We start from the raw sequence: 20,135 nt of genomic DNA, 5'->3' as shown, positions 1-20,135 counted from the left end.
TTACGTAGGATCTCGTAACGGCCGTACAAGCACGGAGCTTATGACCAGCAGCCCAACCCCCGGCAGTGCCCACCTGGACACCGCGTTCAGCCCTGCCCGCCTGCGCGTCAGCGGCGACTGGACGCTCGCCCACTACACCGCGCTCAAGCACCTGAGCGAAAAGCTCCGCGGCCAGTACGATGCCAACACTTCCATCGATCTGAACGGCCTCGGTGCCCTCGACACCGCCGGCGCCTCGTTGCTGGTCGAGCTGCTCGGTTCCGAGCGCTTGGGCAAAACCGCCGAACACCCCGATTGCACCCTTTCAACTGCCGACCGCGCCTTGCTGCAAACCGTGTACTGCTCGCTGAGTGATTTCTGCGTGCCGATCAAGGAGCCGGAAATCAGCGTCAGCGTGCAACTGCTGACGCGCATCGGCCGCGCGGTGGACAAGGTCTGGACCGACACGCTGCAACTGCTCGGCTTCGTCGGCCTGATCCTTGAAGTCATCGCCCGTGGGCTGTTGCGGCCCAAGCGCTGGCGCATCACGCCGATGATTGCGCACATCGAGCAGACCGGCCTCGACGCCGCGCCGATCGTGGCCTTGCTGACGTTTCTGGTCGGTGCGGTGGTGGCGTTTCTTGGCGCCACGGTACTGGCCAGTTTCGGCGCGACGATTTTCACCGTGGACCTGGTCGGCTTCTCTTTCCTGCGCGAATTCGGCGTGTTGCTCACGGCGATCCTGATGGCCGGGCGCACCGCCAGTGCATTCACCGCGCAGATCGGCTCGATGAAGGCCAACGAAGAAATCGACGCGATCCGCACCCTTGGCCTCGACCCGATCGAATTGCTGGTGGTGCCGCGCGTGCTGGCGCTGCTGGTGGCGCTGCCGATGCTGACGTTTCTGGCGATGCTCTCGGGGATCGTCGGTGGCGGTGTGGTCTGCGCAGTGTCGCTGGACATCTCGCCGGCGATGTTCCTCTCGCTGCTGCAATCCGACATCGGCATTCAGCATTTTCTGGTCGGGCTGGTGAAGGCGCCGATCTTCGCCTTCCTGATTGCGGCGATCGGTTGCCTGGAAGGTTTCAAGGTCAGCGGCAGCGCCGAATCGGTCGGCGCGCACACCACCTCCAGCGTGGTCCAGTCGATTTTCGTGGTGATCGTACTTGATGCGGTGGCTGCGCTGTTTTTCATGGAGATGGGCTGGTGAGTCGTCTACCCCGCGCGCCCTCGGAGGCGGTGATCGAAGTCCGTGGCCTGTGCAATCGCTTCGGTCCGCAAAGCGTGCACGAAAACCTTGATCTGGACGTGTACAAGGGCGAGATCCTCGCCGTGGTCGGCGGCTCCGGTACCGGTAAATCGGTGCTGCTGCGCAGCATCGTCGGGCTGAATCGGCCCAGCGAAGGCATGGTCAAGGTCTTCGGCCAGAACCTGCCGAATCTGCCCGAGCATGAACGCTCGCTGATCGAAAGGCGCTTCGGTGTGTTGTTTCAGAAAGGCGCGCTGTTCTCGTCGTTGACCGTGACCGAGAACGTCGCCCTGCCCCTTATCGAACACGCCGGCCTCAGCCGTCACGACGCCGAGCACCTGGCGGCGGTGAAGCTGGCGCTGGCCGGGCTGCCGTTGTCGGCGGCGGACAAATACCCGGCGTCGCTGTCCGGCGGCATGATCAAGCGCGCGGCGTTGGCGCGGGCCTTGGCGCTGGATCCGGACATTCTGTTTCTCGACGAACCCACCGCCGGCCTAGATCCGATCGGCGCGGCGCAGTTCGATCAATTGATCCTGACCCTGCGTGATGCGTTGGGTCTGAGTGTGTTTCTGGTCACCCACGACCTCGACACGTTGTACACCATCACCGATCGCGTGGCGGTGCTGGCGCAGAAGAAAGTGCTGGTCGCCGGCCCTATCGACGACGTCTCGGAAACCGCCGACGCGTGGATTCACGAATACTTCCACGGCCCGCGCGGCCGCTCGGCGCTGGACGCCGCCAAACAGCTCAACGAGGTCTGATATGGAAACCCGAGCCCATCATGTGTTGATCGGCCTGTTCACGGTGATCGTCGTGGCCGGCGCCCTGCTCTTCGGCCTGTTTCTGGCCAAATCCAGCGTCGACACCGAGTTCAAAGACTATGAAGTCGTATTCAACGAGGCGGTCAGCGGTCTGTCCAAGGGCAGCTCGGTGCAGTACAGCGGGATCAAGGTCGGTGACGTGGTCAGCCTGCGCCTCGACCCGCAGGACCCGCGCCGGGTGCTGGCGCGGATTCGTCTGGCGGGCGACACGCCGGTCAAGGAAGACACCCAGGCCAAGCTGGCACTGACCGGCATCACCGGCACCTCGATCATCCAGCTCAGCGGCGGCACACCCGAGAGCCCGAAACTGCGCGGGCATGACGGTAAGCTGCCGACGCTGGTCGCCTCGCCCTCGCCTATCTCACGTCTGCTCAACGACAGCAGCGACTTAATGACCGGCATCAGCGCCCTGCTGCAAAACGCCAACCACATGTTCTCCGCGGAAAACGTCGAGCGTGTGAGCAAGACCCTTGCCCATCTGGAACAGACCACCGGCACCATCAACGACCAGCGCGGCGACATCAAACAAGCCATGCAGCAACTGGCGACCGTCGGCAAACAGGCCAGCAGCATGCTCGAGCAGACCTCACTGCTGATGCGCAACGCCAACGGCCTGCTCAATGATCAGGGCAAGCAGGCCTTGGGCAGCGCCGAACAGGCGATGAAGTCGCTGGAGCAAAGCAGCGTGACCATCAACGGCTTGCTCAGCAAAAACCAGAATTCGCTGGATAACGGCATGCAGGGCCTCAACGGCCTGGCCCCGGCGATTCGCGAACTGCGCGAGACGCTGACCTCGCTGCGCGCCATTTCCCAACGCCTTGAGGCCAACCCCAGCGGCTACCTGCTGGGCAGCGACAAGAACAAGGAATTCACCCCATGAAGCTGACTCGAATCGCCCTGCTCGGCGCTGGCCTGACCCTGATCGGCGCGTGCTCGATCTTGCCCAAGTCGGAACCCTCGGACGTCTACCGCCTGCCCGCCGCGCAAGCGCCCGCCTCGGCCAGCCCGGCGGCGACGCAGTCGTGGTCGCTGCGCTTGAATAAATTGCAGGCCAGCGAAGCACTGAACCGGCCGAGCATTGCCGTTATCCCGCAGGGCGATGTGATCAGCAGCTACAAGGGCTCGCGCTGGAGCGATCCGGCGCCGGTACTGCTGCGCAATCGCCTGCTCGATGGATTCCAGCGTGACGGCAGAGTGACGTTGCTGAGCACCGACGACAGCAACTTCCAGGCGGATCTGGAACTGGGCGGCAGTTTGCAGGCGTTTCAGACCGAATATCAGGGCACCCAGGCCGGCGTCGTGGTGCGGGTCGATGCATTGCTGGTGCGCGGCTATGACCAGCGCATCCTCGCCAGCCGCCGTTTTGAAGAGCGCCAGTCGCTGAATGATGTGCAGGTGCCAGCGGTGGTCGCCGGGTTTGGTAAGGCCAGTGATCGCCTGACGGCCAAGGTTGTGGCATGGGCCGTAGAGCAAGGGCAGAAACTCGCCCCGCAACCGCGCTGACACACCACAACTCCTGTGGGAGCGAGCCTGCTCGCGAAAGCGGTGTATCAGTCACTTAAGCGTTGACTGACACTCCGTCTTCGCGAGCAGGCTCGCTCCCACATGGGAATTTTGCTCAACCAAAGAACCAGTAGCAGACCCCAATAGCGCCCACCACTCCGGCAAACTCGGCCAGCAACGCACACCCCACCGCGTGCCGTGCGCGTTGAATCCCCACCGCGCCGAAGTACACCGCCAGCACATAGAACGTGGTTTCGGTACTGCCCTGCACCGTCGCCGCGACCAGCGCCGGGAAGCTGTCGACGCCGGAAGTCTGCATGGTCTCGATGAGCATCGCCCGCGCGGCGCTGCCGGAGAACGGTTTGACCATCGCCGTAGGCAGCGCATCGACGAAGCGCGTGTCCCAGCCGGCCCATTCGACCAGATGACGAATACCGTCCAGGCCGAAATCCAGCGCACCAGAGGCGCGCAGCACGCCAACCGCACACAGCATCGCGACCAGATACGGCAAGAGGTTCTTCGCCACATCGAAGCCTTCTTTCGCGCCTTCGACGAACGCCTCGTACACCTTGACCTTACGCAGCGCGCCGATCAGCAAAAACAGCATGATCAAGCCGAATAACGTGAGATTGCCGAGGATTGACGACAATCCCGCCAGTGCTGTCGCGGAGAGCGTGCCAAGCAGGGCCATGAAGCCGCCGAGAATCAGCGCGCCGGGCAGCAGATAGGCGAGCACCACCGGGTCCCAGATGCGCAGGCGTTGCATGAAAGCTACGGAGAGGAAACCGACGATAGTCGAGCAACTGGTCGCCAGCAGAATCGGCAGGAACACCAGCGTCGGATCCGGCGCGCCTTGCTGGGCGCGGTACATGAAGATGGTCACGGGCAACAGGGTCAGCGACGAGGCGTTGAGCACCAGAAACAGGATCTGCGCGTTGCTGGCGATGGTGGCGCTGGGGTTGAGCTCCTGCAGCGCTTTCATGGCTTTCAGGCCGATCGGTGTGGCGGCGTTGTCCAGGCCCAGACCGTTGGCGGCGAAGTTCAGCGTGATCAGGCCGAGGGCAGGGTGGCCGGCCGGGACTTCCGGCATCAGCCGCAGAAACAGCGGGCCGAGGACCTTGGCCAGCCACTCGACGATTCCGGCTTTTTCGGCGATGCGCAGAAAGCCCAGCCACAGGGTGAGGGTGCCGAATAGCAGCACCATGACTTCGACCGACAGCTTGGCCATGGCGAAAATGCTTTCCACCATCGCCGCGAAGATCCCGGCGTTGCCGCCGATCAGCCACTGCGCCAGCGCCGACACGGCTGCCACGATGAAGAAGCCAAGCCACAGGCCATTAAGCATCAGTCAAATCCCCCGAAGAATGCGGCGAATGATAGCGGGGTCGCCAGAAACGACAAACCCCGGATTGCTCCGGGGTTTGTTGGTGGGGCTTGCATCAATCACTGTGGGAGCGAGCCTGCTCGCGAAGAGGCCGGCACATTCAACATCTCTGTAGATTGATACACCGTCTTCGCGAGCAGGCTCGCTCCCACAGGTTTTGCATCAGTTCTTGGAAATTTCGCCAGCCGGCAGTTTTTCCTTGCTGCGCCAGTGCGGCAGGGAGTTCCAGTAGCGCTCGCCCTTGGCGTCGTCGTACATGCCTTCCCAGCGCGCGATCACCAGCACCGCCAGGGCGTTACCGATCACGTTCAGTGCGGTACGCGCCATGTCCATGATGCGGTCGACACCGGCGATGAACGCCAGACCTTCCAGCGGGATGCCAACGCTGCCCAAAGTGGCCAGCAGCACCACGAAAGACACGCCCGGTACGCCGGCGATACCTTTGGAGGTGACCATCAGCGTCAACACCAGCAGCAGTTGCTGGCTGATCGACAGGTCGATGCCATACAGCTGGGCAATGAAGATCGCCGCGATCGACTGGTACAGGGTCGAGCCGTCGAGGTTGAACGAGTAACCGGTTGGTACCACGAAGCTGCAGATGGCTTTCGGCGCGCCGTAGGCTTCCATTTTCTCGATGACACGTGGCAGCACGGTTTCCGAGGAGGCGGTGGAGTAGGCCAGCACCAGCTCATCCTTGAAGATGCGCATCAGCTTGAGCACCGAGAAGCCGAACAGCTTGGCGATCAGGCCCAGCACGACGAAGGCGAAGAAGGCGATGGCGACGTAAACCAAGATCACCAGTTTCGCCAGCGGCAGCAGCGAGGCGAAGCCGAAGTTGGCCACGGTCACTGCGATCAGTGCGAACACGCCGATCGGGGCGTAGTTCATGATCATGTGGGTGACCTTGAACATGCTTTCCGAAACGCCCTGGAACATCTTCACCAGCGGCTCGCGCAGGTCCGACTGCAGGCTCGACAGGCCGAGACCGAACAGCACGGAGAAGAAGATGATCGGCAGCATTTCGCCGCGAGCCATGGCCGCGAAGATGTTCGACGGGATCAGGTTGAGGATGGTTTCGATGAATGCATGTTCATGCTGCACTTCGGCGGCGGTCGCCTGGTACTTCGAAATGTCGACCGTGCCCAGGGTGCTCATGTCGATGCCGGTGCCCGGATGGAACACGTTGGCCAGCACCAGACCGACAACGATGGCGATGGTGGTGACGATCTCGAAATAGATGATTGTCTTCAGGCCGATACGCCCGAGTTTCTTGGCGTCGCCGACGCCAGCGATGCCGACGATCAGCGAGGAAATGACGATCGGGATCACGATCATCTTGATCAGACGGATAAAGATATCGCCTGCCGGTTGCAGGACGTTGCTGATCCACCAGGCCTTTTCGGCACTGAAGTGGTTGAGCAACGCACCAATTGCAATCCCCAGAATCAGACCGATGAGGATCTGCCAGGCGAGGCTGATTTTTGCCTTCTTCATTATCTTTACCCTTACTTGCGTTTGACTCAGGCACATGCAGGAACTGGAACGCTCATCAGCGGAAAAGTCTGTGCATCTGCCTCCGTATAAGGTGCCCCGAAGCGCGTGTTTACGGCTCTTCGGCAGGCGAAAAAAGGCGCAACTATTCCGATGCAAGGTGGCGCCGTCTAATGCCGTAAACGCCTACCCTATGCCTAATCGGCATGAGCTTTTTCATTTGAAACTGGCGTCCCAAGCGGTTCGATTGTGACATTTGTGCCAGCATAAGTGCCGTGAACCGGCCGTTACAGCGTAGGCTGGTTAAATTTTGCACAGGCAAAACCGGCGGAAATTTCCGGAAAAAGTCTGAATCGCAAGACTAGAAGTCACACGGAACGAGCGCGATCTTTGTCGATATACGGTCGCCAGGAAACACCGCGAAATGTTTTCCTCGCAGTGTCGTCGATTGAAAAAAGGAATTTGCCGTGCTGGATCAATGTTTTAGCTGATTCAAAGCCCAGCGCAGATTCGTCAGACCACCGGGTCGACGAACCTGCGGCGCAGCTTTCACCCTGACCCGGCCCTTGCGCAGGTACTCCCTGTACCCGTAGGTCACTCCGACCCTGTATCAGTCAGAACGTCCCGGCCCCCTGGTCATGCACCGACCCTCATCGGGCGGTGCAATGGAAAGCAGCGGGGCGCTGCTTTCGTGTTCGAAACCGTTGCGCGTCCTGCGTCAGTACCACTTCGGATCTTTCTTCAGGGTTTCCATCAGCAGATCCTGCATGCCCTGATCAGGTTTGCCGAAGAAGCGATAAGTCGCGTGTCGCGTCGGCGATTTGTCCTGCGGCAGACCTTCCGGCACATCGACCAGCATGGCGTAGGCGTCATCCTTGTCGAAGCTGAAGGCCACGATCAAACGGTGATTCAGACACTTGTCCTGACTCTCGCATAGCGGACCGACCAGATACTGATCGCCATCTTCCGTAACGGCATGCATCTGTTGTTCGGAGGTGCCGGACAGGTTGATCACCCATTCCGGTACGCGCTCTTCCTTTTTGATCACGCCTTCCCAGGTTTCACGATACTGCGCGTCGGAGGCGAGCAGTTCGTTGACCCGGGTCTGGCCGTCATTGGCCGCCATGGCCATGGCACTGCCGCCCAGAAGCAGGGCGGCGGCCAATGTCTTGAGACCGATCATCGTTAACCTCGGCCGCGACGGCCAAAGAAGAAGGAAGCGATGAACATCACCAGGAACACGACAAAGAGAATCTTGGCGATACCCGTGGCGGTGCCCGCGATACCACCGAAGCCCAGAACGGCGGCGATGATGGCAATGATCAAGAATGTAATTGCCCAGCTCAACATGGTGATTCTCCTTACTTCTCTATTTAGGGGTGTTTCCGGTTTCCGACGCTACGCGCCCGAATGTGTTCAAAGGCTTAGAAAACCCAGCGCTCTTCCCGTGGCAATTGATCCAGCGGTTGCGCCTGGTCGACATCGATCATGTGCATCGAAGCGTTCTCGGCCTGGCTGCTGCTCACGGCACTGAAGTGCGTTTGAGTGCTGTGCTGCATCGAAATCAGTGGCTCGGGCTTACGGCTGTTTTCCCAGCTCATGTACTGCTGGCAGACGATCAGGGTGATCAGCAACGCCAGTACACCGAACAGACCTTGCTGGATCTGCAGTGGCGAAATACGTACTTGGGCGGCGATTGGGCGAGTCATCCTGTGTTCCTCACGCTTGTTCTGTTGGGGCAGTGCTGTTCTGCCCGGGCTGAGTGAGGTATTGCAGCCTGCATGCCAGTTTTTTCATCTGTGAAAAAACCAATTAAAACAATGAGTTATACGTGGTTGAGAAATTTCCTAAGACGCATCCTGCACGATGGCTCTTCTGCGGTCGTGCGCAATGCACGATTATTTCGTGGGAAATTTCGATGATATGGAATTGCTACCGGTACGCAGATGTCAGAAGAGGACGCAGGATCTGCCCTGCAAAACGCAGAATGTTTTAAAACCCAACGAAATCAATGAATTGGCCGTTATGGCAGTAGAGAGCTACCCTCCTATGGCTGGTATCGTTCAGAATCAACCATGCAACTTGCCCGATTTTTCCGGGACTAACCCAAGACTAATCACTATGGAGCGTAGGAAAAATGGAATCTGCCACTGAGCAACAAGGCCGCATTCTGCTGGTGGACGATGAATCCGCCATCCTGCGTACGTTTCGTTATTGCCTCGAAGACGAAGGCTATACGGTAGCCACCGCCAATAGCGCAGCCCAGGCCGATGCTTTGCTGCAACGTCAGGTCTTCGATCTGTGCTTCCTTGATTTGCGCCTGGGCGAGGACAACGGTCTCGACGTCCTCGCGCAGATGCGCATTCAGGCGCCGTGGATGCGCGTAGTGATCGTCACCGCCCACTCGGCGGTCGACACCGCGGTTGATGCCATTCAGGCTGGCGCCGCCGATTATCTGGTCAAGCCGTGCAGCCCTGATCAACTGCGCCTGGCCACCGCCAAGCAACTGGAAGTGCGCCAGCTCTCCGCGCGCCTTGAAGCGCTGGAAGGCGAGATCCGCAAACCGAAAGACGGTCTCGATTCCCACAGCCCGGCGATGAAAGTCGTGCTGGAAACGGCCCGGCAGGTCGCAAGCACCGACGCCAACATTCTTATCCTTGGCGAGTCCGGCACGGGTAAAGGTGAACTGGCCCGTGCGATCCACGGCTGGAGCAAGCGCGAGAAGAAATCCTGCGTCACTATCAACTGCCCGTCGCTGACTGCCGAGCTGATGGAAAGCGAGCTGTTTGGCCATAGCCGTGGCGCGTTTACCGGCGCCAGCGAAAGCACGCTGGGTCGAGTCAACCAGGCGGACGGCGGCACGCTGTTTCTCGACGAGATCGGCGACTTTCCGCTGACTTTGCAACCCAAGTTGCTGCGCTTCATCCAGGACAAGGAATACGAGCGGGTCGGCGATCCGGTCACTCGCCGCGCCGATGTGCGCATCCTTGCCGCCACCAACCTCAACCTCGAAGACATGGTCCGCGACGGCCGTTTCCGCGAAGACCTGCTCTATCGTCTCAACGTCATCACCCTGCATCTGCCGCCGTTGCGCGAGCGCGCCGAAGACATCCTGACCCTTGCCGATCGCTTCCTCGCACGTTTCGTCAAAGAGTACGCGCGTCCGGCGCGCGGCTTCAGCGATGAGGCGCGCGAAGCGCTGCTCGGTTATCGCTGGCCGGGCAATATTCGCGAACTGCGCAACGTCGTCGAGCGAGCGAGCATCATCTGCCCGCAGGAACGCGTGGAAATCAGCCACCTGGGCATGGCCGAACAGCCGGCCAACAATGCGCCACGGGTCGGCGCGGCACTGAGCCTGGACGAGCTGGAGAAAGCGCACATCGGCGCGGTGCTGGCCACCGCCGGCACTCTGGACCAAGCGGCGAAAACCCTCGGCATCGACGCCTCGACCCTGTATCGCAAACGCAAGCAGTACAACCTGTGAGCACTGCGCGATGAAACTGGCGATCAAGCTGCGCACGCGCCTGTTCCTGAGCATTTCTGCGTTGATCACCGTGGCCTTGCTCGGGCTCTTGCTCGGGCTGGTCAGCGTGATGCAGATGGCCGGGTCACAGGAAGCGCTGGTGCGCAGCAACTTCGTCACCCTGGATCTGGGCCTCAAGCTGCGCCAGACCCTCGGTGATCAATTGATCATCATGCTCGCCGAAAAACCCGATCCCGTTGCGTTCGAAGCGTCCAAACAGCACTACTTCGAGTTGCTCGACCAAGGCATCGCCCAGCAGCCGGAGGGCGATGACCAGCCTTACGGTTTCCGCCAAGCCAAGGCCGACTACCTGAACTTCCTCGCCTCATTCGACGTGACCGCCGAAGCGGCGAAGAACGCGAGCACCAGCGCGGATTTCCGCGAGCGCTTCAATATTCTCCGTAACGGTTTGATCGCTGAGCACAAACATGCGCTGGAAACCATCAACGCGGTCCAGCACGCTGCCCGTGAACGCGCGTTGCTGATTGCCGGGCTGCTTGGCCTGGTCGGACTGGCGGTGCTGATCATCGGTTTCGTCACCGCCCAGGGCATCGCCCGACGTTTCGGCGCACCGATCGAAGCGCTGGCCAAGGCTGCCGACAATATCGGCCAGGGCAACTATGACGTGACCCTGCCGATTTCCACGGCCATGGAAGTCAACCTGTTGTCGCGACGCTTCGGCCTGATGGCCGAGGCGCTGCGCGAACACCAGGCGATGAATGTCGACGAACTGTTGGCCGGTCAGCAGCGTTTGCAAGCGGTGCTCGACAGTATCGACGACGGTTTGTTGATGATTGATCGCCAGGGCCAGCTCGAACACCTCAACCCCGTGGCTCAGCGCCAGTTGGGCTGGGAAGACGACCGCCTCGGCCAAGGCCTGGGAACTGCACTCGGCCGTCCGGAGCTGGATGCGCAACTGCAATTGGTCCTGCGCGGCGGCACGCTGGAGCGTGCGCCGGAAGATCTGAGCATCGAAGTCGATGGCGAATCGCGCCTGCTGACCTACAGCCTGACGCCGGTCAGTCATACCCAGGGGCATATTCTCGGCGCGGTGATGGTGCTGCACGACGTCACCGAGCAACGCGCGTTCGAGCGCGTGCGCAGTGAGTTTGTCTTGCGCGCTTCCCACGAGCTGCGCACGCCGGTCACAGGCATGCACATGGCTTTCGGGCTGTTCCGCGAGCGGACGAAATTCCCGGCGGAATCGCGCGAAGCTGACCTGCTGGATACGGTCAACGAAGAAATGCAGCGCCTGATGCAGTTGATCAACGACTTGCTGAATTTCTCGCGCTACCAGAACGGCCTACAGAAACTCACTCTGGCGCCATGTTCCATTGAGGACCTGCTGGAGCAGGCGCAGCTGCGCTTTGCCGACGTGGCTGCGGCCAAAGGTGTTGCGCTGAACGTCGAGATTCAAGGCCCGCTGCCGAGGTTGCAGGCTGATCAGGCGCAACTTGATCGCGTCCTCGACAACTTGATCGACAACGCCTTACGCCACACCGCCCGCGACGGGCAGATCCGGCTGCAAGCGCGCCGGCATGGCGAGCGGGTCATCATCAGCGTCGAAGACAATGGCGAGGGCATTGCCTACGGCCAGCAGGGGCGGATCTTCGAACCGTTCGTGCAGGTCGGGCGCAAGAAGGGCGGCGCTGGCCTTGGTCTGGCGCTGTGCAAGGAAATCGTCCAGTTGCACGGCGGGCGCATGGGCGTTTATTCGCGGCCGGGGCAGGGCACCCAGTTCTACATGGCGCTGGCAGTTTAGGCTTCATCGTCCATACGCCGTCCCGCCAGGCGTCGTCCACGGGTGATCAGTTCAATGAACTGCACGGCGCTCAGTGCGTGGGCGAACAGCCAGCCCTGACCGAACTTGACCCCCTCACTGCTGAGCAGCGCTGCCTGGGATTCCAGCTCGATACCTTCGGCAATCACTTTCAGATCCAGCGCCTGCGCCATGTGAATAATGTGCGGAGCGACGCCGCTGCTCGCTGCGTCATGGCCGAGCGCATCGATGAACGCCTTATCGATCTTCAGGCAGTCCACTGGCAAGGTCTGCAGATAGGCGAGGCTGCAATAGCCGGTGCCGAAATCATCGATCAGCACCTGATGGCCGACGTCGCGCAAGGCTTGCAGGTTTTCCCGCGCCACCACCACATCAATCAGGCCCCGCTCGGTGACTTCGAAGGCTATCTGCCGCGCGGCGACACGGTGCAGCGCGAGCAGCCGCGCCATGACCTGGCCGATGCGCGGCACCATGACATCGCAGGCCGCGAGGTTCACCGAGATATACAGCTGCGGATTGGCGCGCAGTAGCTGCCCCAGCTGTTCGAGCAGACGCTGCAAGACGAAGTCGGTCATCTGCCGGATCTGCCCGGTGTTCTCCGCCATGGGAATGAACAGGTCGGGGCTGGTCAGCGTGCCGTCCGGGCGCCGCCAGCGCAGCAGCGCTTCGGCGCCGACGCAGTTGCGGCTGTCGAGATCGAAGATCGGCTGATACAGCACCTGCAACTCACCCCGGCGGATCGCCCCGTGCAGCTCGGCATCCAGCGACTGGCGCTGACGCACCAATAGCAAGGTCAGAAAGCCGACGACGGCGCCGGCGATCAGGCACACCGGCAACAGCCACCACCACACAGCCGGGACGTGCATGCCCGTGCGCGGCGTAATCAGCACCAATTGATATTCCGGGTTGTCGGTGGGCATGCGATAGATCAGCCGCGTTTGCGTGACTTGCAGCGCATCAGGGCTCTTCGGTGGCCAGGGTTCGGTCGGTGGCCAGGTCTGTGCGGTGCCGAGCACCGGAATCGCGCGAGTGCCGTGATCGAGTACCACCAGCAGGCTGCTGCCGGACGACAGATCGACCATGTCGGTCAAATGCCCGCGCGAGGTAGCGACACGAAAGTTGCCGCGACCGAGCATCAGCGCCGCGCGGTTTTCATCGGGTTCGGTGGTGGTGTTCAGCCAATAGCTGTAGGTCGGGCCCTGAATGTCCGGCGCGCGCACCAACGACAGACCTTCCTGGCGCGGACGGTTGGAGCAGAACCGCGAGGCGTCCATGTACGCGGCTTCGTAGACGAAGCGGTAGTTGAAGGTGACTTGTTGCAGGGTCGCGATCATTTCTTCGTCGCAGCCGCGCAAGGGCTGGGCTTCAAGGTCGTCGAGACTTTCGCGCAACTGGCCGAACAATTGTTCGAGGCGCGCGAGGAAACGCTCGCCTTGGGCGTTCATTTCCTGGCTCTCGCGCATTTCCATCTGGCGCATCGCCGCGAACATACCGCCGGCAATCAGCAGGCTGGCGCTGAGGACAGCCGCGATCATCGCCAAAAAAACAGGACGATAAAACCAGCTACGCAGCGTCTCTCGGGTCGCAGCCATCAGGGATTTTCCGAAGAATTACCATGAGTTATAGCTGCTGATTGCGATTTCGCCCTGACCGTCGGGCGGGCGTCATTATTTTGTCTGGTTGAGCACCAGCAGAAGTGCTGCGGTTTGTGCATCCGGCGTGCCGTCGAAGCGGGCAGGGCGGTAATGCATCTGGAATGCGGCCAGGACGTGGCGCGTGGCTACATCCAGCTCGCCGGTTTGCGGCGTGTCGTAACCCAACCGCGCGAGTTGCGCCTGGAACCAGCCGATCTCCGGCAACGGGTTGCTGTTAAAAATAGCCTGCTGACGCGCCACCGCTTGCTCGTTCGGCCACAGGCCAAGGCCTTCGGCGGCGAGACGTTTCCAGGGGAACAGTGGCCCCGGATCAAGCTTGCGCAACGGCGCGATGTCGCTGTGACCGATGATGTGCCGCGGGCTGATGCCGTTGCGTTTGCTGATGTCCTTGAGCAGGGTGATCAACGACTGGATCTGCGCTTCGCTGTACGGATACCACAGGCGCCCGGTCGGGGTGTCCTTGTAGCCGGGATTGACGATCTCGATGCCGATGGAACTGGAGTTCAGCCAGGTACGGCCCTGCCACTGACTTTCGCCGGCGTGCCAGGCGCGCTGGGTTTCGTCCATGAGCTTGTAAATCGTGCCGCTCTTGTCATCGCCGATCAGGTAATGGCTGCTGACGTCGCCATGGGTCAGCAATTGCAGCGAACGCTCCAGCGACGCCGAGGTGTAATGCACCACAACAAACTGGATGCGGCTGTCGTAATTGGCCGAAGGGTGGCTGGTGTCGTAACGCGGGCCGCTGGCACAACCAGCGAGGACGAGCAGCGAGGCAACAAGGGCAAGGAATTTCATGGCAGAGGACGATACGCTGAAAACGATAATGCAACAGTGTAACGTACGGATTTGCTCAGAGTCCGCCAGCGGGCGGATTTAAACAAAATGGAACAATTGCCTTAGCCGAGCTCGACTCGGTTGCGCCCGGCGTTTTTTGCTCGGTACAGCGCCTGATCGGCTCTTTTCAGCACCAGATCGCTGTGTTCTCCCACCCTGAACGAGGCCAGCCCCATCGATATGGTGATGGTCACTCGCTCGCCCTTGAAGTGAAACGGGCAGGCTTCGATCGCCGCGCGCAGGGTTTCCAGCAGTTTCGCGCCCACCGCTGGCGGCGTCGCGGGCAGCAACAGCAAGAACTCTTCACCACCAAAACGGGCGATGAAATCCGAGCCGCGCAGGCGTTTGCGCAATACCGTGGCGATGATCTTCAGCACTTTGTCGCCGGCCAGATGGCCGTAGCTGTCGTTGATCCGCTTGAAGTGATCAAGGTCAAGCATGGCCAGGCTAAGGGTGTTGCCGTGCTGCTGCCATTGCTGGATTTCATGCTCCAGGCGTTCACTCCACGCCGCGCGGTTGGGCAGGCCGGTCAACGGATCGATCAGGGCTTTCTGCCGCTGCTCTTCAAGGTGTTCACGGAAGCCCATGGCTTCCTGCTCCATATGCGCCACGCGCTCCGACAGGCTCTTCAACCTGGCGGCGACTTCCTGTTCGCGGGCGTCGCGCTGCTTCTGGTGCTGGTCCATCGTTCCCAGCAGGCCTTCCAGATGATTCTCCAGCACATGCTTGAGGTCGTCGAGGTCCGCCGCTTGCTGGACGCTGCTCTGCAAGCCGTCGACCTGCTCGCGAATCTGCGTGTCCATGGCCCGCGCCGCCGAGCTGTTGTCGGCATGCCCCTCGCTGGCCGCTTGCAGGTTGCTCTGAAACGCTTCGAGGCGTTCGTTGAGTTGTTGCAGATAGGCTTCGAATTCGTGCTGACCACTGTCGGTAATCGCCAGCATCAAAGTTGCGAGATCGTCGAGGATCGGCAACAGTTCGTACCAGTTCAGCCCGTGTTTGAGCCGTTCGCGCATGGCTTCGGCTTGTGGCCGGTGGCGCTCGGGCAGGGTCAGGTCGTCGAGCAGGCCGATCAGCGTGTCTTCGATATGTCTGGCTACGGAGCTGTAGGACGGCTCCGGGGAATCCGGCAGAGCGAAGAGGATGTCGTGCTCTGACTGCTCCGGGTCGATGGCGGCCAAGGCCTGAGCGATCGGCTCGGGCAAGGGCAGGCTATCGAGAATCAGCGGCGACGGATCGCCGGGGTGGATCAGTTCATCGGGGTTGAACGCCTCGGTTGCTGGCGCAGCGACGGTCATCTCGGTGTCAGGGGCTGGTTCAACCTGCACTGGCTCGGCTTCAACGACGACCACAGGCGCAGCGAACGCAACGACTTGCGGCTCATCAGGCGGCGTCTGGGCGGGCGCCTCGATGACGGTCTCGGGCGCTGCAATTGCTGGCTCCGCGTTGGCCACCGGTGCCGATTGCGCAGGCTCCGGTTCAGGTTGCCGGGCTTCGACCGGCTGCGGCACTGGTGTTGCTGGTATGTCGGCCGCCGGTGCAGCGGCTTCCTCACCGTCACGGCTGCCAAACAAACGCTGCAACAGCCCCGGCCGGCCAGGCTCGGCTGGCGTTTCCAACTGACTCAAGGCCTTGCCCTGCAAGCCACTGAGTTCGCTCAACAGCAGCGGCATTTCCCGTGCCTGACCGACGCGGCTGTCCAGTTGTTTGGCAAATTTCTTCAGCGGTTGCGCGACTTCGCGCGGCAATGGCAGGGCCTGCAACTGGGTGACCAGCGCTGTCAGCGCCGTGCTGACCTGATCAATGCGCGTTTCACGGCGCTGCTCGGAGTCGAGCACGGCTTTTTCCAGACGCGGCAGCAGGGCGGCGAGGCCGGCGTCCATGTCATCGGTACGCACGACTTCGCGCATTTCCTTCATGCACTGATCGACGACCTTGTCGGTGCCCTCGGCCGCCAGCGTGCTGCGCACCAGACCGCGCCGCAGCAGGTCGAGCCGCGCGGCCCAGCGGCGTTCGAGCTTGTCCTGCTGTTCGATGCTCTTGAGGTACTTCTCTTTCCAGCGCTGGGCGTCGTCGCTCATTCACAGGTTCCGCGAGGGGCAGGGCTCAACGCGGGCAATGCGTCGGCCGTGAGCGAACCCGGCAGACGAATTTCCACCGCGACCGGCAGGTGATCGGAAATGGGCTGGGCCAGCACCTCGACCTTTTCCAGGGTCAGGGTCGGGCTGAGCAGAATATGATCAAGGCAACGCTGTGGGCGCCAGCTGGGGAAGGTCGCTTCCACCTGCGGGGCCAGCAGGCCGAGATCGCGTAACGGCGAGTGTTCGAGCAGATCGCTGGCATGGGTATTCATGTCGCCCATCAGCACCTGATGCTTGTAACCGCTGATCAAATCACGAATGTAGGCCAGTTGCAGGCTGCGCGTCCGCGCGCCGAGGGCCAGGTGCATCATCACCACCACCAGCGCTTCCGGACCTTCGCCGAAGCGCAGCAGGATCGCGCCGCGACCTTTCGGGCCGGGCAGCGGGTGATCCTCGATCGCCCACGGCTTCAGGCGACTGAGCACGCCGTTGCTGTGCTGGGCCAGTCGACCGAGGTTGCGATTGAGTTGTTGATACCAGTAGGGAAAGGCGCCGAGGTGGGCCAGATGTTCGACCTGATTGACGTAGCCCGAGCGCAGGCTGCCGCCATCGGCTTCCTGCAGCGCGACCAGATCGAAGTCGCCGAGCAGGTCACCGATCTTCTGCAGATTGCCGGAACGCCCGGTGTGGGGCAGCAGATGCTGCCAGCTGCGGGTCAGGTAATGCCGATAGCGCTCGGTGCTGATGCCGACCTGAATGTTGAAACTGAGCAAGCGCAGACGCTGGTCTGCGGGCAGGCCCGTAGACGCCAGATGATGCTCGTTGACCCGCGGATCATGCAGGCCAACGATGCGTTCGGACTTCCAGCGGCGCATGGCGAATGCCGCGCTTAGTTGGCAGCAGCCTTGTTAGCCGCTCGCTCTTTGGCGACCAGATCGTCAGCCAGTTTCAGGGCTTGCTCGGCACCACCGGCAGAGCCGATGTCGAAGCGGTATTTACCATTGACGATCATGGTTGGCACGCCAGTGATTTCGTACTTCTTCGCCAGCTCACGGGCCTTGACGATCTGGCCTTTGATAGCGAACGAGTCGAAAGTGGCGAGGAACTTGTCCTTGTCCACGCCTTGAGTGGCGAGGAAGTCAGCCATGTCGTTCTTGTCGGTGAGCTTCTTGTGTTCTTTCTGGATCGCGTTGAACACGGCGTTGTGCACCTGGTGCTCGACACCCATGGCTTCCAGAGTCAGGAACATCTGGCCGTGAGCGTCCCATGGGCCGCCGAACATGGCGGGAATGCGCACGAAGTTGACGTCGGACGGCAGTTTTTCAACCCATGGATTGATCACTGGCTCAAAAGCGTAGCAATGCGGGCAGCCGTACCAGAACAGCTCGACCACTTCGATTTTGCCAGGCTTTGCCACCGGCACCGGGTTGGCCAGTTCGACGTAAGGGGCGGCAGGGGCTTCAGCGGCCTGGGCGGTGACGCCGAACAGGCTGGCAGCGACGAGGGCGGCGCTGATGATCAGATTACGCATGCTTTACTCCTGAACAATTTGGGTCGCCTCGCTCGACCTGTTTCGACACAGATCCTGGCGGGCATGAGTGCTGTAGTGTAACGGCAGCGGCCACAAAAAAGGGCGGCCAAAGCCACCCTTTTTATACTTGCTGCGAAGGATTAATCGAGCGTTAACGTGACCGGCGTTACGCGCCTCGTGCAACACTCGAATCAGGGCCTCAGTGCAGGCCCTGGATGTAGCTGGAAACCGCAGCGATGTCTTCGTCGCTCAGCTTGCGTGCGATGGTGCGCATGGTCATTGCGTCGCCGTCGTTGGCGCGACCGCCGTCTTCCTTGCGGAAATCGGTCAGTTGCTTGGCGATGTATTGAGCGTGCTGGCCACCCAAGTGTGGGAAGCCTGCGGCGGCATTGCCGGAGCCGTTCGGCGAGTGGCAGCCGGTGCAGGCTGGCAGACCTTTTTCCAGATTGCCGCCACGGAACAGCGCTTCACCGCGAGCGACGATCTTCGGATCGGCGGCGCCGACGCTGCCTTTCTGGCTGGCGAAGTACGCAGCGATGTCGGCCAGATCCTGGTCATTCAGGTTGGTCAGCAGCCCGGTCATTTCCAGCACCACGCGCTTGCCCGACTTGATGTCGTGCAATTGCTTGTCGAGGTAGCGTTCACCTTGACCTGCCAGTTTCGGAAAGTTTGGCGCCATGCTGTTGCCGTCCGGGCCATGGCAGGCTCCGCACACGGCAGCTTTGGCCTGGCCTGCTGCGGCATCGCCGGCAGCATGGGCGACACCTGAAATTCCCACGGTCAACAGCAGACTCACGATCAATTTGTTCATCAGCTAATCCAACTACGGCTAAGGGTTAAGTTATGGACCGGGCTTACTCTCGCTCATCCAAAGGATGATGGCCTGGTAATCCTCGGCACTGCAGTCCATGCACAAACCACGCGGCGGCATCGCCTTGAAACCCTGGGTCACGTGTTGCACCAGCGTCCCCATACCTTTCGCCAACCTCGGCGTCCAAGCTTCCTGATCGCCTCCTGCGGGCGCCATGGGTAGTTGGCCGGAATGACAGGCACCACAAACACGGTTGTACACAGCTTCCGGATCCTGTGTAGCCTGTGCGCTGTAAAGCGGCATCAAGACTCCGGCAGCCAGCAGCCATTTCGTCATAAAACGACCTTTTCAGGGTTGAGAGCGTTCTGCGTTCTAATGCGCAATCAAAGTCTGTCGCTCTCGTGAACTTCATCCTTCGCTGGGACAAAGCACACACAAAATCTGCGGCATTATATACTGGCGTCACTGAAACGGAAGCGACACCGCGTTCCGCGCCCAATCCCGGCGCCGCCCACATCGGAAATCCCATGCAACTCAAGAATCCCATCCTCGGCCTGTGCCAACAGTCCACGTTCATGCTCAGTGCCGCCAAAGTCGATCAATGCCCAGACGACGAAGGCTTCGAAGTGGCGTTTGCCGGTCGTTCCAACGCTGGCAAATCCAGCGCGCTGAACACCCTGACTCACGCCAGCCTGGCGCGCACCTCGAAAACTCCGGGTCGCACACAGCTGTTGAACTTCTTCAAGCTAGACGATGATCGCCGTCTGGTCGACCTGCCGGGCTACGGTTATGCAAAAGTACCGATCCCGCTCAAGCAACACTGGCAGCGCCACCTCGAGGCTTACCTCGGTGGTCGGGAGAGTTTGAAAGGTCTGATTCTGATGATGGACATCCGCCATCCGATGACCGACTTCGACCTGCTGATGCTCGACTGGGCCGTCGCCGCCGGCATGCCGATGCACATCCTGCTGACCAAGGCCGACAAGCTCACCTACGGCGCAGCCAAGAACACCCTGCTGAAAGTACAGTCGGAAATCCGCAAAGGCTGGGGCGACTCGATCACCATCCAGTTGTTCTCCGCACCAAAACGCATGGGCCTGGAAGAGGCCTACACTGTGTTGGCCGACTGGATGGAACTGGCAGACAAAGGCGCCGAGGCCGCTGCCGAGTAAATTCAGAATGGGGAAAAATTGGCTGTAGTGTGGCCAGGCAAGGCAAAAGTAGCGCTAAAAAGCGGAGTTTAGGGGACCTAAATGAGCATTTTTAGCGATGCTTTTAACGCAGCATGGCCGCGCTACAGCCGATTTTTTGGCAAAAAAAAGCCCCGGATTTCATTGGGGAGGGAGAAATTCCGGGGTTCAAGTTCCGAACCGCTAGGGCGGGGTTCAGATATCTGCCAACACTTAACACAACATAGGAGCATCGAAGGGCTTCACCAGCCATTCAGTACCTCTGAGTGTTCGATCGACAGATTAGTTCAGATTTTTTTCAAAAAG

General features: G+C 60.8%; 19 protein-coding genes. 7 read left to right on the top strand and 12 right to left on the bottom strand.

Annotated features, from left to right (window positions below):
* Positions 1-40 precede the first annotated feature (40 nt).
* Genes AB4N47_RS22805 through AB4N47_RS22790 form a run of 4 tightly spaced genes read left to right on the top strand, consistent with a single transcriptional unit; the run spans position 41 to position 3,552 of the window.
* Complete coding sequence (locus AB4N47_RS22805; protein WP_071173944.1) at positions 41-1,189, top strand: ABC transporter permease; 1,149 nt, start codon at positions 41-43, stop codon at positions 1,187-1,189.
* Positions 1,186-1,989: an ABC transporter ATP-binding protein gene (locus AB4N47_RS22800; RefSeq protein ID WP_016772360.1), complete on the top strand. Its 804-nt coding sequence runs from the start codon at positions 1,186-1,188 to the stop codon at positions 1,987-1,989. The genes AB4N47_RS22805 and AB4N47_RS22800 overlap by 4 nt, the downstream gene beginning before the upstream one ends.
* A 1-nt stretch (position 1,990) precedes the next feature.
* A complete protein-coding gene (locus AB4N47_RS22795; RefSeq protein ID WP_341638261.1) occupies positions 1,991-2,929 on the top strand; it encodes an MlaD family protein in 939 nt (312 codons plus the stop codon).
* A complete protein-coding gene (locus tag AB4N47_RS22790) occupies positions 2,926-3,552 on the top strand; it encodes an ABC-type transport auxiliary lipoprotein family protein (RefSeq protein ID WP_130888802.1) in 627 nt (208 codons plus the stop codon). The genes AB4N47_RS22795 and AB4N47_RS22790 overlap by 4 nt, the downstream gene beginning before the upstream one ends.
* 115 nt (positions 3,553-3,667) lie before the next feature.
* Here AB4N47_RS22790 and AB4N47_RS22785 read toward each other — a convergent pair whose 3' ends face one another.
* The 5 genes from AB4N47_RS22785 to AB4N47_RS22765 form a co-directional block, all read right to left on the bottom strand.
* Complete coding sequence (locus AB4N47_RS22785) at positions 3,668-4,897, bottom strand: nucleoside recognition domain-containing protein (protein ID WP_071173947.1); 1,230 nt, start codon at positions 4,895-4,897, stop codon at positions 3,668-3,670.
* Positions 4,898-5,098: 201 nt separating this feature from the next.
* Complete coding sequence (gltP, locus tag AB4N47_RS22780; protein WP_024014978.1) at positions 5,099-6,430, bottom strand: glutamate/aspartate:proton symporter GltP; 1,332 nt, start codon at positions 6,428-6,430, stop codon at positions 5,099-5,101.
* A 715-nt stretch (positions 6,431-7,145) separates the two neighbouring features.
* Positions 7,146-7,610 carry an inhibitor of vertebrate lysozyme family protein gene (locus AB4N47_RS22775; protein WP_016772356.1) on the bottom strand — a complete coding sequence of 155 codons (465 nt, stop codon included), beginning with the start codon at positions 7,608-7,610 and terminating at the stop codon, positions 7,146-7,148.
* 2 nt (positions 7,611-7,612) lie between these two features.
* Positions 7,613-7,777: a DUF1328 domain-containing protein gene (locus tag AB4N47_RS22770; protein ID WP_003177151.1), complete on the bottom strand. Its 165-nt coding sequence runs from the start codon at positions 7,775-7,777 to the stop codon at positions 7,613-7,615.
* A gap of 74 nt (positions 7,778-7,851) precedes the next feature.
* Positions 7,852-8,136: a hypothetical protein gene (locus tag AB4N47_RS22765; RefSeq protein WP_024014979.1), complete on the bottom strand. Its 285-nt coding sequence runs from the start codon at positions 8,134-8,136 to the stop codon at positions 7,852-7,854.
* A 428-nt stretch (positions 8,137-8,564) separates the two neighbouring features.
* Here AB4N47_RS22765 and algB point away from each other — a divergent pair, with 428 nt between their 5' ends.
* Both algB and AB4N47_RS22755 read left to right on the top strand, forming a co-directional pair.
* Positions 8,565-9,911, top strand: coding sequence for a sigma-54-dependent response regulator transcription factor AlgB (gene algB / locus AB4N47_RS22760; protein WP_024014980.1), 1,347 nt, complete (start codon positions 8,565-8,567; stop codon positions 9,909-9,911).
* A gap of 10 nt (positions 9,912-9,921) precedes the next feature.
* Positions 9,922-11,712 carry an ATP-binding protein gene (locus tag AB4N47_RS22755; protein ID WP_122748201.1) on the top strand — a complete coding sequence of 597 codons (1,791 nt, stop codon included), beginning with the start codon at positions 9,922-9,924 and terminating at the stop codon, positions 11,710-11,712.
* Here AB4N47_RS22755 and AB4N47_RS22750 read toward each other — a convergent pair.
* The 7 genes from AB4N47_RS22750 to AB4N47_RS22720 all read right to left on the bottom strand — a co-directional run bounded on the left by AB4N47_RS22750 (position 11,709) and on the right by AB4N47_RS22720 (position 18,975).
* On the bottom strand, positions 11,709-13,322 hold the full coding sequence (locus tag AB4N47_RS22750; RefSeq protein WP_076564816.1) for an EAL domain-containing protein: 1,614 nt from the start codon (positions 13,320-13,322) through the stop codon (positions 11,709-11,711). The genes AB4N47_RS22755 and AB4N47_RS22750 overlap by 4 nt on opposite strands.
* Positions 13,323-13,397: 75 nt before the next feature.
* The gene (locus tag AB4N47_RS22745; protein ID WP_341638264.1) at positions 13,398-14,180 is read right to left on the bottom strand and encodes an N-acetylmuramoyl-L-alanine amidase; all 783 of its coding nucleotides are present in this window, start codon (positions 14,178-14,180) and stop codon (positions 13,398-13,400) included.
* A 101-nt stretch (positions 14,181-14,281) separates the two neighbouring features.
* Complete coding sequence (locus tag AB4N47_RS22740; RefSeq protein WP_341638265.1) at positions 14,282-16,297, bottom strand: GGDEF domain-containing protein; 2,016 nt, start codon at positions 16,295-16,297, stop codon at positions 14,282-14,284.
* Entirely contained in the window at positions 16,294-17,172 is an 879-nt protein-coding gene (locus AB4N47_RS22735) for an endonuclease/exonuclease/phosphatase family protein (protein WP_133335424.1), read from the bottom strand. The genes AB4N47_RS22740 and AB4N47_RS22735 overlap by 4 nt, the downstream gene beginning before the upstream one ends.
* A 14-nt stretch (positions 17,173-17,186) precedes the next feature.
* A complete protein-coding gene (locus tag AB4N47_RS22730) occupies positions 17,187-17,828 on the bottom strand; it encodes a thiol:disulfide interchange protein DsbA/DsbL (protein WP_016772349.1) in 642 nt (213 codons plus the stop codon).
* Between the two features lie 199 nt (positions 17,829-18,027).
* Entirely contained in the window at positions 18,028-18,639 is a 612-nt protein-coding gene (locus AB4N47_RS22725; protein WP_016772348.1) for a c-type cytochrome, read from the bottom strand.
* 30 nt (positions 18,640-18,669) lie between these two features.
* Positions 18,670-18,975, bottom strand: a complete 306-nt coding sequence (locus tag AB4N47_RS22720; protein ID WP_460154352.1) for a c-type cytochrome — start codon at positions 18,973-18,975, stop codon at positions 18,670-18,672.
* A 191-nt stretch (positions 18,976-19,166) separates the two neighbouring features.
* On the opposite strand from AB4N47_RS22720, the gene yihA reads away from it, so the two are divergent.
* Entirely contained in the window at positions 19,167-19,811 is a 645-nt protein-coding gene (gene yihA, locus AB4N47_RS22715; RefSeq protein WP_039757139.1) for a ribosome biogenesis GTP-binding protein YihA/YsxC, read from the top strand.
* Positions 19,812-20,135: the final 324 nt, after the last annotated feature.

This window comes from Pseudomonas sp. S3_G06, from assembly GCF_054667565.1.
Note: the sequence above shows the minus strand (reverse complement) of the source record. Positions and strands in the feature narration are given on the sequence as shown.

Bases quoted from the DNA above. Each gene is read 5' to 3' on its own strand.
- AB4N47_RS22805 (WP_071173944.1), top strand. From the start codon at position 41: ATGACCAGCAGCCCAACCCCCGGCAGTGCCCACCTGGACACCGCGTTC.
- AB4N47_RS22795 (WP_341638261.1), top strand. From the start codon at position 1,991: ATGGAAACCCGAGCCCATCATGTGTTGATCGGCCTGTTCACGGTGATC.
- AB4N47_RS22790 (WP_130888802.1), top strand. From the start codon at position 2,926: ATGAAGCTGACTCGAATCGCCCTGCTCGGCGCTGGCCTGACCCTGATC.
- AB4N47_RS22785 (WP_071173947.1), bottom strand. From the start codon at position 4,897: ATGCTTAATGGCCTGTGGCTTGGCTTCTTCATCGTGGCAGCCGTGTCG.
- gltP (WP_024014978.1), bottom strand. From the start codon at position 6,430: ATGAAGAAGGCAAAAATCAGCCTCGCCTGGCAGATCCTCATCGGTCTG.
- AB4N47_RS22775 (WP_016772356.1), bottom strand. From the start codon at position 7,610: ATGATCGGTCTCAAGACATTGGCCGCCGCCCTGCTTCTGGGCGGCAGT.
- AB4N47_RS22770 (WP_003177151.1), bottom strand. From the start codon at position 7,777: ATGTTGAGCTGGGCAATTACATTCTTGATCATTGCCATCATCGCCGCC.
- AB4N47_RS22765 (WP_024014979.1), bottom strand. From the start codon at position 8,136: ATGACTCGCCCAATCGCCGCCCAAGTACGTATTTCGCCACTGCAGATC.
- algB (WP_024014980.1), top strand. From the start codon at position 8,565: ATGGAATCTGCCACTGAGCAACAAGGCCGCATTCTGCTGGTGGACGAT.
- AB4N47_RS22755 (WP_122748201.1), top strand. From the start codon at position 9,922: ATGAAACTGGCGATCAAGCTGCGCACGCGCCTGTTCCTGAGCATTTCT.
- AB4N47_RS22750 (WP_076564816.1), bottom strand. From the start codon at position 13,322: ATGGCTGCGACCCGAGAGACGCTGCGTAGCTGGTTTTATCGTCCTGTT.
- AB4N47_RS22745 (WP_341638264.1), bottom strand. From the start codon at position 14,180: ATGAAATTCCTTGCCCTTGTTGCCTCGCTGCTCGTCCTCGCTGGTTGT.
- AB4N47_RS22740 (WP_341638265.1), bottom strand. From the start codon at position 16,297: ATGAGCGACGACGCCCAGCGCTGGAAAGAGAAGTACCTCAAGAGCATC.
- AB4N47_RS22735 (WP_133335424.1), bottom strand. From the start codon at position 17,172: ATGCGCCGCTGGAAGTCCGAACGCATCGTTGGCCTGCATGATCCGCGG.
- AB4N47_RS22730 (WP_016772349.1), bottom strand. From the start codon at position 17,828: ATGCGTAATCTGATCATCAGCGCCGCCCTCGTCGCTGCCAGCCTGTTC.
- AB4N47_RS22725 (WP_016772348.1), bottom strand. From the start codon at position 18,639: ATGAACAAATTGATCGTGAGTCTGCTGTTGACCGTGGGAATTTCAGGT.
- AB4N47_RS22720 (WP_460154352.1), bottom strand. From the start codon at position 18,975: ATGACGAAATGGCTGCTGGCTGCCGGAGTCTTGATGCCGCTTTACAGC.
- yihA (WP_039757139.1), top strand. From the start codon at position 19,167: ATGCAACTCAAGAATCCCATCCTCGGCCTGTGCCAACAGTCCACGTTC.